Source organism: Staphylococcus capitis subsp. capitis (assembly GCF_040739495.1).
Lineage (GTDB): Bacteria > Bacillota > Bacilli > Staphylococcales > Staphylococcaceae > Staphylococcus > Staphylococcus capitis.
The window spans coordinates 2,249,766-2,262,293 of sequence record NZ_CP145263.1 but is presented as its reverse complement, the minus strand read 5'-3'; the positions used below and the strand labels follow the sequence as shown (position 1 = coordinate 2,262,293).

The following is a 12,528-nucleotide window of genomic DNA, read 5'->3' as shown; positions in this document are numbered from 1 at the left end:
TCGAAGATGAAAAGGATTAACGTGACATATTGTATTCAGTTTTGAATGTTTATAACATTCATTTTAATAATGGGCCTATAGCTCAGCTGGTTAGAGCGCACGCCTGATAAGCGTGAGGTCGGTGGTTCGAGTCCACTTAGGCCCACCATTAAAATTGTACATTGAAAACTAGATAAGTAAGTAAATAGATTTTACCAAGCAAAACCGAGTGAATAGAGTTTTAAATAAGCTTGAATTCATAAAAATAATCGCTAGTGTTCGAAAGAACACTCACAAGATTAATAACGCGTTTCCTGGTGGAAACATAGATTAAGTTATTAAGGGCGCACGGTGGATGCCTTGGCACTAGAAGCCGAAGAAGGACGTTACTAACGACGATATGCTTTGGGTAGCTGTAAGTAAGCGTTAATCCAGAGATTTCCGAATGGGGGAACCCAACATGAGTTATGTCATGTTATCGACATGTGAATTCATAGCATGTCAGAAGGCAGACCCGGAGAACTGAAACATCTTAGTACCCGGAGGAAGAGAAAGAAAAATCGATTCCCTGAGTAGCGGCGAGCGAAACGGGAAGAGCCCAAACCAACAAGCTTGCTTGTTGGGGTTGTAGGACACTCTATACGGAGTTACAAAAGAACATGTTAGACGAATCATCTGGAAAGATGAATCAAAGAAGGTAATAATCCTGTAGTCGAAAACATATTCTCTCTTGAGTGGATCCTGAGTACGACGGAGCACGTGAAATTCCGTCGGAATCTAGGAGGACCATCTCCTAAGGCTAAATACTCTCTAGTGACCGATAGTGAACCAGTACCGTGAGGGAAAGGTGAAAAGTACCCCGGAAGGGGAGTGAAAGAGAACTTGAAACCGTGTGCTTACAAGTAGTCAGAGCCCGTTTATGGGTGATGGCGTGCCTTTTGTAGAATGAACCGGCGAGTTACGATCTGATGCAAGGTTAAGCAGCGAATGTGGAGCCGTAGCGAAAGCGAGTCTGAATAGGGCGTTGAGTATTTGGTCGTAGACCCGAAACCAGGTGATCTACCCTTGGTCAGGTTGAAGTTCAGGTAACACTGAATGGAGGACCGAACCGACTTACGTTGAAAAGTGAGCGGATGAACTGAGGGTAGCGGAGAAATTCCAATCGAACTTGGAGATAGCTGGTTCTCTCCGAAATAGCTTTAGGGCTAGCCTCAAGTGATGATTATTGGAGGTAGAGCACTGTTTGGACGAGGGGCCCCTCTCGGGTTACCGAATTCAGACAAACTCCGAATGCCAATCAATTTAACTTGGGAGTCAGAACATGGGTGATAAGGTCCGTGTTCGAAAGGGAAACAGCCCAGACCACCAGCTAAGGTCCCAAAATATATGTTAAGTGGAAAAGGATGTGGCGTTGCCCAGACAACTAGGATGTTGGCTTAGAAGCAGCCATCATTTAAAGAGTGCGTAATAGCTCACTAGTCGAGTGACACTGCGCCGAAAATGTACCGGGGCTAAACATATTACCGAAGCTGTGGATTGTCCTTCGGACAATGGTAGGAGAGCGTTCTAAGGGCGTTGAAGCATGATCGCAAGGACATGTGGAGCGCTTAGAAGTGAGAATGCCGGTGTGAGTAGCGAAAGACGGGTGAGAATCCCGTACACCGATTGACTAAGGTTTCCAGAGGAAGGCTCGTCCGCTCTGGGTTAGTCGGGTCCTAAGCTGAGGCCGACAGGCGTAGGCGATGGATAACAGGTTGATATTCCTGTACCACCTAGTATCGTTTTAATCGATGGGGGGACGCAGTAGGATAGGCGAAGCGTGCTGTTGGAGTGCACGTCCAAGCAGTAAGGCTGAGTGTTAGGCAAATCCGGCACTCGTTGGGCTGAGCTGTGATGGGGAGAGGAAATTGTTTCCTCGAGTCGTTGATTTCACACTGCCGAGAAAAGCCTCTAGATAGATAACAGGTGCCCGTACCGCAAACCGACACAGGTAGTCAAGATGAGAATTCTAAGGTGAGCGAGCGAACTCTCGTTAAGGAACTCGGCAAAATGACCCCGTAACTTCGGGAGAAGGGGTGCTCTTTAGGGTTCACGCCCAGAAGAGCCGCAGTGAATAGGCCCAAGCGACTGTTTATCAAAAACACAGGTCTCTGCTAAACCGTAAGGTGATGTATAGGGGCTGACGCCTGCCCGGTGCTGGAAGGTTAAGAGGAGTGGTTAGCTTCTGCGAAGCCACGAATCGAAGCCCCAGTAAACGGCGGCCGTAACTATAACGGTCCTAAGGTAGCGAAATTCCTTGTCGGGTAAGTTCCGACCCGCACGAAAGGCGTAACGATTTGGGCACTGTCTCAACGAGAGACTCGGTGAAATCATAGTACCTGTGAAGATGCAGGTTACCCGCGACAGGACGGAAAGACCCCGTGGAGCTTTACTGTAGCCTGATATTGAAATTCGGCACAGCTTGTACAGGATAGGTAGGAGCCATTGAAACGTGAGCGCTAGCTTACGTGGAGGCGTTGGTGGGATACTACCCTAGCTGTGTTGGCTTTCTAACCCGCACCACTTATCGTGGTGGGAGACAGTGTCAGGCGGGCAGTTTGACTGGGGCGGTCGCCTCCTAAAAGGTAACGGAGGCGCTCAAAGGTTCCCTCAGAATGGTTGGAAATCATTCACAGAGTGTAAAGGCATAAGGGAGCTTGACTGCGAGACCTACAAGTCGAGCAGGGTCGAAAGACGGACTTAGTGATCCGGTGGTTCCGCATGGAAGGGCCATCGCTCAACGGATAAAAGCTACCCCGGGGATAACAGGCTTATCTCCCCCAAGAGTTCACATCGACGGGGAGGTTTGGCACCTCGATGTCGGCTCATCGCATCCTGGGGCTGTAGTCGGTCCCAAGGGTTGGGCTGTTCGCCCATTAAAGCGGTACGCGAGCTGGGTTCAGAACGTCGTGAGACAGTTCGGTCCCTATCCGTCGTGGGCGTAGGAAATTTGAGAGGAGCTGTCCTTAGTACGAGAGGACCGGGATGGACATACCTCTGGTGTACCAGTTGTCGTGCCAACGGCATAGCTGGGTAGCTATGTATGGACGGGATAAGTGCTGAAAGCATCTAAGCATGAAGCCCCCCTCAAGATGAGATTTCCCAACTTCGGTTATAAGATCCCTCGAAGATGACGAGGTTAATAGGTTCGAGGTGGAAGCGTGGTGACACGTGGAGCTGACGAATACTAATCGATCGAAGACTTAATCAATATTAAAATGTTTTGCGACGCAAAATCATTACTTACTATCTAGTTTTGAATGTATAACACATTCATTTGTCTGGTGACAATGGCAAGGAGGTCACACCTGTTCCCATGCCGAACACAGAAGTTAAGCTCCTTAGCGCCGATGGTAGTCGGACTTACGTTCCGCTAGAGTAGGACGTTGCCAGGCAAATAAATCGTATGGATGCGATGAGCCGAATCGAGACCGCAAGGTCTCTTTTTTTATGCGAAAAAATAAAGATGAGAAATTAATAAGAGGAAGTTAATTAAAATACGATAGCCAATTAGCTATCGCATAAGTAACACTAACTTTTAAAAAAGAAGTGTTACTTTATAATTAACGAGTTGATGAGAGCTTTGACATAATCTGCAAGTTCACGTTGTTTAATTCCACCGAATCCTAAAATAAATTTAGGATACTCTGAGGGGATATCATCATAGTTATATATTTCGAGTTTTAATTTGTTGTTCTTAGCCCTGTCTAAGCATTGCTGTGTAGTGAGACCATTCAGAACTGTTAAATTAAAATGCATCCCAGTAAGTGCTCCTTCAATTTGCAATTGGTCTTTATATTTTTCGAGATGGTGCAATATATAATTTAATTTGTCTCTATAAATTTTCCTCATTTTATTTAAATGTCTTTCAAAGCTACCACTTGCCATAAATTGTGCAACCATATGTTGAATGTGCACAGGTACAGTATTACCTTCTTTTAATTTTCTTTGTTTATATTTTGATAATATTTCTTTTGGTAAAACAATATATGCAATTCTACAGCTAGGATAGAGTGATTTTGAAAATGTACTTATATAAACAACTTTTCCTTTAGTATCTAAACTTTGTAGTGCTGGTATAGGTTTACCAAAGTACCTGAACTCTGAATCATAATCATCTTCTATAATGTAACGTTGTTCATCTTGTTGTGCCCATTGAATAAGTTGGGTTCTCTTTTTTAAATTGGTGACATGACCAGTAGGAAATTGATGTGAAGGTGTAATATATAAAATATTATATTTTGATTCTAAGATAGGGCGAACTTGTATACCATTTTTTTCAACAGGAACTTGTAAATAGTTCATATTCTTTTTGTCTAAGACATGTTTGATCGGAGGATAACTCGGTTTCTCGATGATAAACTTTTCTTGATTAAGTAAATTAGTAATCATATCGAGGAGTTGGCTAGTAGAAGAACCAATGACTATTTGATTAGGGTGACATGTTACGCCTCTACTATTAAATAAATAATGTGCAATTTGTTGACGTAATACGAACTCTCCTTGAATTTCGCCTCTTTGTAATAGTGATAAGTGATCTTCTTCAAAGACGTCTTTTGCGTATTTTCTAAATATATGCATAGGAAAATTTTCAGAGTCGATTTCAGCTAAGTTGAAGGCGAATTTGAATTGCGAGTTTTCATTACTTTCATTATGAATCTCTAAATGATCATTATTAGGATAAGTTTCTCTATTGATAACTGGCAATGATTCAATATCTGATACATAGTATCCAGATCTCGGCTTAGAGTATATAAATCCTTCATCTAATAACAGTTGATAAGCGTGTTCAATAGTTGTATGACTCATTGACAAATGTTCGCTTAATTGTCTTTTCGAAGGAAACTTATCATTGGAATGGTATTGACCTTCGATAATTTGATTTTTTAACTTTTCATAAAGAGATAAGTAAAGTGGTTGTGATGATTTCATAAATCTGACCCCTATTATTATGGATAAATTGAACCTTTTTAAATATCAGTTTATCTCTTAAAATGAATTTAATCAATAAGTAAAGGGGTAATAACATGTCAAAAATCGTAGGCTCAGAAAGAGTAAAAAGAGGAATGGCTGAAATGCAAAAAGGTGGCGTTATTATGGACGTCGTAAATGCAGAACAAGCTAAAATTGCTGAAGAAGCTGGTGCTGTTGCAGTAATGGCTTTAGAACGCGTTCCATCAGACATCCGAGCAGCAGGTGGCGTGGCACGTATGGCTAATCCTAAAATTGTAGAGGAAGTAATGAATGCTGTGTCTATACCTGTTATGGCTAAAGCCCGTATAGGACATATTACTGAAGCTAGAGTATTAGAATCAATGGGTGTTGATTATATCGATGAATCTGAAGTATTAACTCCAGCTGATGAAGAGTATCACTTAAGAAAAGATCAATTTACAGTGCCTTTCGTTTGTGGTTGCCGTAATTTAGGTGAAGCTGCACGACGTATTGGAGAAGGTGCTGCAATGTTACGTACGAAAGGTGAACCTGGAACAGGCAATATCGTAGAAGCTGTACGTCACATGAGACGCGTTAATGCTGAAGTTAGTCGTCTAACAGTAATGAATGATGATGAAATTATGACTTTCGCTAAAGATTTAGGAGCACCTTTTGAAGTATTAAAACAAATTAAAGATAATGGACGTTTACCAGTAGTAAACTTTGCAGCAGGTGGCGTAGCAACACCTCAAGATGCTGCTTTAATGATGGAATTAGGTGCTGATGGTGTATTTGTTGGTTCTGGTATTTTTAAATCAGAAGATCCTGAAAAATTTGCTAAAGCAATTGTTCAAGCAACGACTCACTATCAAGATTATGAATTAATTGGAAAATTGGCTAGTGAACTTGGTACAGCGATGAAAGGTTTAGATATCAACCAAATTTCTTTAGAAGAACGTATGCAAGAGCGTGGATGGTAATTTATGAAAATAGGTGTATTAGCATTACAAGGTGCAGTTCGTGAACACATTCGTCACATAGAATTAAGTGGTCATGAAGGTGTTGCAGTAAAAAGAGTTGAACAACTTGAAGATATTGCTGGTTTGATTTTGCCAGGTGGTGAATCTACAACACTAAGAAGATTAATGGACTTATATGGCTTTAAGGAAGCGTTACAGCAATCTGATTTACCAATGTTTGGAACATGTGCGGGATTAATCGTACTTGCAAAAGATGTTGAAGGTGAATCTGGCTATTTGAAAAAGTTGGATATTACAGTCGAACGTAATTCATTTGGTCGTCAAGTTGATAGTTTTGAATCGGAACTTAATATAAAAGGTGTTGCTGAAGATATTGAAGGTGTATTCATACGCGCACCACATATTGCTCAAGTTGAGAAAGGTGTAGACATTCTTAGCCGAGTAGGAGATAAGATTGTTGCGGTTAAACAAGGTAAATATCTTGGTGTCTCTTTCCATCCTGAACTCACCGACGATTATCGTGTAACTGAGTACTTCATTAACCATATGATAAAGCATAATTAATTAATCTTTTGATAAACGGTCATCTTAAAGGTGGCCGTTTTTAATTTTTCGGAAAATGAATTTCAAAAGCAAATGTAAGCTCATAAAATAAAAAACGCAAGAGCAACTTTCCTAAGTTACTCTCGCGTTTGATTAAATAAAGAATCCTGCAATTGCTGCAGAAATAAATGATACTAATGTTGCACCGAACAATAGTTTTAATCCAAATCGTGCTACAATATCACCTTTTTTATCATTTAGTGATTTAATCGCACCTGAAATAATACCTATTGAACTGAAATTAGCAAATGATACTAAGAATACTGAAGTGACACCTTTAGCATGCTCAGATAAACCATGTGTTTTACCGAGTGCTTGCATAGCAACGAATTCATTTGATAATAATTTTGTCGCCATAATTGAACCTGACTGCACAGCATCATGCCAAGGAACACCAGTTAGGAATGCGAAAGGTGCAAAGACAAAACCGATTAACGTTTGGAAATTCCAATCCAATGTTCCACCTGATAATAGACTAAAGATTCCACTTACTACACCATTAAGTAAAGCAATAAGAGCAATATAACCAATTAACATTGCACCGACAATCACTGCTACTTTGAAACCATCTAAAATATATTCACCAAGCATTTCGAAGAATGATTGATTTTTAGTTTCACTTTCATCGACTAATAATTTATCATCTTCTTCATTCACTTTATACGGATTGATAATAGACGCGATGATGAAACCACCAAATAAGTTAAGTACCACAGCTGTTACAACATATTTAGGTTCTATTAATGTGAAGTAGGCTCCAATAATTGAAGCAGATACTGTCGACATTGCAGATGCAGTTAATGTATACAAACGTTGTTTAGGTATGTATGGCAATTGTTGTTTTAATGAGATAAATACCTCTGATTGTCCTAAAATTGCTGCTGCTACAGCATTGTAAGATTCTAAACGTCCCATGCCATTAATTTTAGAAATTAAGAAACCTAAAATGTTAATTATAAGCGGTAAAATTCTTGTATATTGTAAAATACCGATAAGCGCTGAGATAAACACGATAGGTAACAATACATTAAAGAAGAATGGAGGGTTTTTTGGATCTAATTTAAAACCACCGAATACGAAATTGACACCCTCAGCAGCTTGCTTTAATAAATAACTGAAACCATACGAAATACCACCAATAACTGTGATACCTATATTTGTTTTTAATAAAATAAATGCAAATATCAATTGAATTACTAAGAGTAATCCGACATATTTCCAACGGATATTTTTTCTATCTGAACTAAATAAAAATGCGAGTGCTAAAAAGAATATAATTCCTATAATCCCAATCAAAATATGCATGTTTTTCATTCCTTTAAATTTTTCTATTCTCTATCATACAATAAAATGAACGCGCTAACATCATAAAATTTAAATTTTAAAAATCAAATTGGTTGAAAAAGGTCAAAGGTGGTCATATAATAAAGTCAAAGAAGGTCAAAAAGAGGTGATATCCATGCATAACATGTCTGACATCATAGAACAATACATTAAACATTTATTCGAGGAAACAAATGAAGATGTGGTCGAAATACAACGCGCTAATATTGCACAACGCTTCGATTGTGTTCCTTCTCAATTAAATTATGTTATTAAAACACGCTTCACAAATGAACATGGTTATGAAATAGAAAGTAAACGGGGTGGCGGAGGCTACATCCGAATCACTAAAATTGAAAATAAAGATGCATCAGGTTATATTAATCACTTACTTCAATTGATAGGGCCTTCTATTTCTCAACAACAAGCGTATTATGTTATAGATGGTTTACTAGATAAAGGTCTAATTAACCAAAGAGAAGCTAAAATGATACAAGCAGTTATAGATAGAGAGACATTAAAAATGGATGTGGTCGCACGAGATATTATACGCGCTAATATTTTAAAACGATTACTTCCAGTTATAAACTATTATTAATGAAGTGAGGTGTCTGAACGTGCTTTGTGAAAACTGTCATTTAAATGAAGCAGAAGTAAAATTAACAGTTAAAAGTAAAGACGGTACTCACGAAAAATGGGTATGCTCAATATGTGCTCAAGGTGATAATCCATGGCAACAATCTCATGAGGATACTTCTTACCATGTGCATCAGGATGATATAGAGGAAGCTTTTGTAGTTAAACAGATTTTACAACATCTTGCTACGAAACATGGTATTAATTTTCAAGAAATGGCATTCAAAGAGGAAAAGCAATGCCCAACATGTCAAATGACTTTAAAAGATATTGCGCACGTTGGTAAATTCGGTTGCGCGAATTGTTACGCAACTTTTAAAGAAGACATTATCGATATTGTTAGACGTGTACAGGGAGGCCAATTTGAACATGTAGGTAAAACGCCTCAATCTTCATATAAGAAACTTGCAATTAAAAAGCAAATCGAAGAAAAAACAAAATATCTAAACAAATTAATTGAAGAACAAAATTTCGAGGAAGCGGCTGTTGTACGTGATGAAATTAAAGCATTAAAAGATGAGAGTGAGGTGTCTCGTAATGAGTGACATTCATACTAATATAAGTGAATGGATGAAGATGACAGAAGAGGCACCTGTAGTTATTTCTTCTCGTATTAGATTAGCAAGAAATCTAGAAAATCACGTCCATCCTTTGATGTTTCCTTCTGAACAAGAGGGTTTTCGAGTTATCAACGAAGTTCAAGATGCGCTTCCAAACTTAAAGTTACAACGTTTAGACACTATGGATCAACAAAGTAAAATGAAATTAGTTGCGAAACATCTTGTCAGTCCAGAACTTATCAAACAGCCAGCATCCGCGGTGCTGTTAAATGAAGATGAATCCTTAAGTGTAATGATTAACGAAGAAGATCATATTCGAATTCAAGCGTTAGGAACAGATTTATCGTTGCGTGAATTATATCAAAGGGCTTCAAATATTGATGATGAGTTGGATAGTGATTTAGATATAAGTTATGACGAACACTTAGGTTATTTAACAACGTGTCCAACTAATATAGGCACTGGAATGCGCGCAAGTGTCATGCTACATTTACCAGGACTTTCTATTATGAAGAGAATGAATCGTATCGCTCAAACGATTAATCGTTTTGGATTTACGATTCGAGGTATTTATGGAGAAGGTTCACAAGTATATGGACATATTTATCAAGTTTCAAACCAACTTACTTTAGGGAAAACTGAATCCGATATCATTGATAACTTAACTGAAGTAGTTAATCAAATTATCAATGAGGAAAAACAAATCAGAGAAAGACTTGATAAACATAATCCTGTAGAGACACTTGATAGAGTTTATCGCTCACTAGGGATTTTACAAAATAGTAGAATCATATCAATGGAAGAAGCATCATTTCGCTTGAGTGAAGTTAAGCTTGGCATTGATTTAAACTATATTTCGCTTGAAGATTTTAAATTTAATGAATTAATGGTAGCTATTCAATCGCCATTTTTAATAGATGAAGATGATGATAAAACAGTAAATGAAAAAAGAGCTGATTTATTAAGGAAACATATAAAATAGGAGGTATTTTATATATGCTATTTGGTAGATTAACAGAACGTGCACAACGCGTACTAGCGCACGCACAAGAAGAAGCAATTCGCTTGAACCATTCAAATATTGGAACGGAACATCTTTTATTAGGTTTAATGAAAGAACCTGAAGGTATCGCTGCCAAAGTGTTAGAAAGCTTTAATATCACTGAAGATAAAGTTATTGAAGAAGTTGAAAAGTTAATTGGCCATGGTCAAGAACAAATGGGCACTTTACATTACACACCTAGAGCTAAAAAAGTTATTGAGCTTTCAATGGATGAAGCGAGAAAACTACATCATAACTTCGTGGGAACAGAACATATTCTTCTAGGCTTAATCCGTGAAAATGAAGGTGTCGCAGCACGTGTCTTTGCCAATTTAGATTTAAATATTACAAAAGCACGCGCGCAAGTAGTAAAAGCTTTAGGTAGTCCAGAAATGAGTAATAAAAATGCTCAAGCAAATAAATCAAATAACACTCCAACATTAGATAGTTTAGCTAGAGACTTAACAGTTATTGCTAAAGATGGCACTTTAGATCCTGTAGTTGGAAGAGATAAAGAAATTACTCGTGTGATTGAAGTGCTCAGCCGTCGTACTAAAAATAACCCAGTACTTATCGGTGAGCCTGGTGTGGGTAAAACTGCTATAGCTGAAGGTTTAGCACAAGCAATCGTTAATAATGAAGTCCCAGAAACTCTAAAAGATAAACGCGTGATGTCACTCGATATGGGAACTGTCGTTGCTGGTACAAAATACCGCGGTGAATTTGAAGAACGCTTGAAAAAAGTAATGGAAGAAATTCATCAAGCAGGTAACGTCATTTTATTTATAGATGAGTTACACACATTAGTTGGTGCTGGAGGTGCGGAAGGTGCAATTGACGCTTCTAATATTCTTAAACCTGCATTAGCTAGAGGAGAGTTACAATGTATTGGTGCTACAACATTAGATGAATATCGTAAAAATATTGAGAAAGACGCTGCGTTAGAACGTCGTTTCCAACCTGTTCAAGTTGATGAACCAACAGTTGAAGATACGATTGAAATCTTAAAAGGATTACGTGATCGCTATGAAGCTCATCATAGAATTAATATATCTGATGAGGCTTTAGAAGCTGCGGCAAAATTAAGTAATCGTTATGTATCAGATCGTTTCTTACCAGACAAAGCGATCGACCTTATTGATGAAGCAAGTTCTAAGGTTAGACTGAAAAGTCATACAACTCCTAATAATTTAAAAGAGATTGAACAAGAAATTGAAAATGTAAAAAATGAAAAAGATGCTGCCGTTCATGCACAGGAATTTGAAAATGCAGCAAACTTAAGAGACAAACAATCTAAGCTTGAAAAACAATATGAAGAAGCTAAAAACGAATGGAAAAACTCTCAAGGTGGTGTAAGTACAGCTTTATCTGAAGAAGATATTGCTGAAGTTATCGCAGGATGGACAGGTATTCCATTAACTAAAATTAATGAAACTGAATCAGGTCGCTTACTCAATCTTGAAGATACACTTCATAATCGAGTTATCGGTCAAAATGACGCTGTTAATTCAATTAGTAAAGCTGTAAGACGTGCTCGCGCTGGATTAAAAGATCCTAAACGTCCAATCGGTAGCTTTATCTTCTTAGGTCCTACAGGTGTAGGTAAAACAGAATTAGCTCGTGCATTAGCTGAATCTATGTTTGGTGAAGATGATGCTATGATTCGTGTTGATATGAGTGAATTTATGGAGAAACACGCTGTGAGTCGTTTAGTTGGAGCACCTCCGGGCTACGTAGGTCATGATGATGGTGGTCAATTAACTGAAAAAGTTAGACGCAAACCTTACTCAGTTATTTTATTTGATGAAATTGAAAAAGCCCATCCTGACGTATTTAATATCTTGCTACAAGTATTAGACGATGGTCATCTAACTGATACAAAAGGTCGTACTGTAGATTTCCGTAACACAATCATTATTATGACATCAAATGTTGGTGCGCAAGAATTACAAGACCAACGATTTGCAGGATTTGGCGGTGCTTCAGAGGGCAACGACTACGAAACAATTCGCAAAACAATGATGAAAGAACTCAAAAATTCATTCCGTCCTGAATTCTTAAACCGTGTGGATGATATCATCGTATTCCATAAACTATCTAAAGAAGAATTGAAAGAAATTGTTACTATGATGGTTAAGAAACTTACTGATCGATTATCTGAACAAAACATCAATATTTCTGTAACTGATAAAGCTAAAGAAAAAATCGCAGAAGAAGGTTACGATCCAGAATACGGTGCTAGACCATTAATTAGAGCCATCCAAAAAACTGTAGAAGATAATCTTAGTGAATTAATTTTAGATGGTAATCAAATTGAAGGTAAAGAAGTCACAATCGATCATGATGGCGATGAATTCAAATATGACATCCATGAAAAGTCAGATGATAAAGAAACCACTGAAGCTTAATTGATTATTACTAATATATTGAA

8 protein-coding genes, 1 tRNA gene and 2 rRNA genes are annotated in these 12,528 nt (G+C 38.1%); 9 read left to right on the top strand and 2 right to left on the bottom strand.

Annotated elements, in window-relative coordinates; genetic code table 11:
- The first annotated feature begins 71 nt into the window (after positions 1-71).
- The 3 genes from V6C74_RS11275 to rrf all read left to right on the top strand — a co-directional run bounded on the left by V6C74_RS11275 (position 72) and on the right by rrf (position 3,413).
- A tRNA-Ile gene (locus tag V6C74_RS11275) sits at positions 72-148 on the top strand.
- 159 nt (positions 149-307) lie between these two features.
- Positions 308-3,229: ribosomal RNA gene (locus V6C74_RS11270) — 23S ribosomal RNA — on the top strand.
- Between the two features lie 69 nt (positions 3,230-3,298).
- Positions 3,299-3,413, top strand: a 5S ribosomal RNA gene (rrf, locus tag V6C74_RS11265).
- Between the two features lie 157 nt (positions 3,414-3,570).
- On the opposite strand, the gene V6C74_RS11260 is transcribed toward rrf, so the two are convergent.
- Positions 3,571-4,950: a PLP-dependent aminotransferase family protein gene (locus V6C74_RS11260; protein ID WP_002452468.1), complete on the bottom strand. Its 1,380-nt coding sequence runs from the start codon at positions 4,948-4,950 to the stop codon at positions 3,571-3,573.
- 95 nt (positions 4,951-5,045) lie between these two features.
- On the opposite strand from V6C74_RS11260, the gene pdxS reads away from it, so the two are divergent.
- Entirely contained in the window at positions 5,046-5,933 is an 888-nt protein-coding gene (pdxS, locus tag V6C74_RS11255) for a pyridoxal 5'-phosphate synthase lyase subunit PdxS (RefSeq protein ID WP_002433503.1), read from the top strand.
- 3 nt (positions 5,934-5,936) lie between these two features.
- A complete protein-coding gene (pdxT, locus tag V6C74_RS11250) occupies positions 5,937-6,497 on the top strand; it encodes a pyridoxal 5'-phosphate synthase glutaminase subunit PdxT (protein WP_002452469.1) in 561 nt (186 codons plus the stop codon).
- A gap of 132 nt (positions 6,498-6,629) precedes the next feature.
- On the opposite strand, the gene V6C74_RS11245 is transcribed toward pdxT, so the two are convergent.
- Positions 6,630-7,841 carry a NupC/NupG family nucleoside CNT transporter gene (locus tag V6C74_RS11245; protein ID WP_002452470.1) on the bottom strand — a complete coding sequence of 404 codons (1,212 nt, stop codon included), beginning with the start codon at positions 7,839-7,841 and terminating at the stop codon, positions 6,630-6,632.
- A 154-nt stretch (positions 7,842-7,995) separates the two neighbouring features.
- Between V6C74_RS11245 and V6C74_RS11240 the strand changes: the two genes are divergently transcribed.
- From V6C74_RS11240 to V6C74_RS11225, 4 genes are read left to right on the top strand one after another with little or no spacing between them, the layout of a single operon-like run.
- A complete protein-coding gene (locus tag V6C74_RS11240; RefSeq protein ID WP_002433457.1) occupies positions 7,996-8,457 on the top strand; it encodes a CtsR family transcriptional regulator in 462 nt (153 codons plus the stop codon).
- Between the two features lie 19 nt (positions 8,458-8,476).
- On the top strand, positions 8,477-9,040 hold the full coding sequence (locus tag V6C74_RS11235) for a UvrB/UvrC motif-containing protein (RefSeq protein WP_002433344.1): 564 nt from the start codon (positions 8,477-8,479) through the stop codon (positions 9,038-9,040).
- Positions 9,033-10,037: a protein arginine kinase gene (locus V6C74_RS11230; protein WP_002433454.1), complete on the top strand. Its 1,005-nt coding sequence runs from the start codon at positions 9,033-9,035 to the stop codon at positions 10,035-10,037. Before V6C74_RS11235 ends, V6C74_RS11230 begins: the two co-directional genes overlap by 8 nt.
- A gap of 14 nt (positions 10,038-10,051) precedes the next feature.
- Positions 10,052-12,505 carry an ATP-dependent Clp protease ATP-binding subunit gene (locus tag V6C74_RS11225; protein ID WP_002452472.1) on the top strand — a complete coding sequence of 818 codons (2,454 nt, stop codon included), beginning with the start codon at positions 10,052-10,054 and terminating at the stop codon, positions 12,503-12,505.
- The last annotated feature ends 23 nt before the right edge of the window (positions 12,506-12,528 follow it).

Excerpts from the sequence above, each read along its gene's own strand:
- V6C74_RS11225 (WP_002452472.1), top strand. The coding sequence starts at position 10,052 with ATGCTATTTGGTAGATTAACAGAACGTGCACAACGCGTACTAGCGCAC.
- V6C74_RS11260 (WP_002452468.1), bottom strand. The coding sequence starts at position 4,950 with ATGAAATCATCACAACCACTTTACTTATCTCTTTATGAAAAGTTAAAA.
- pdxT (WP_002452469.1), top strand. The coding sequence starts at position 5,937 with ATGAAAATAGGTGTATTAGCATTACAAGGTGCAGTTCGTGAACACATT.
- V6C74_RS11245 (WP_002452470.1), bottom strand. The coding sequence starts at position 7,841 with ATGCATATTTTGATTGGGATTATAGGAATTATATTCTTTTTAGCACTC.
- pdxS (WP_002433503.1), top strand. The coding sequence starts at position 5,046 with ATGTCAAAAATCGTAGGCTCAGAAAGAGTAAAAAGAGGAATGGCTGAA.
- V6C74_RS11230 (WP_002433454.1), top strand. The coding sequence starts at position 9,033 with ATGAGTGACATTCATACTAATATAAGTGAATGGATGAAGATGACAGAA.
- V6C74_RS11240 (WP_002433457.1), top strand. The coding sequence starts at position 7,996 with ATGCATAACATGTCTGACATCATAGAACAATACATTAAACATTTATTC.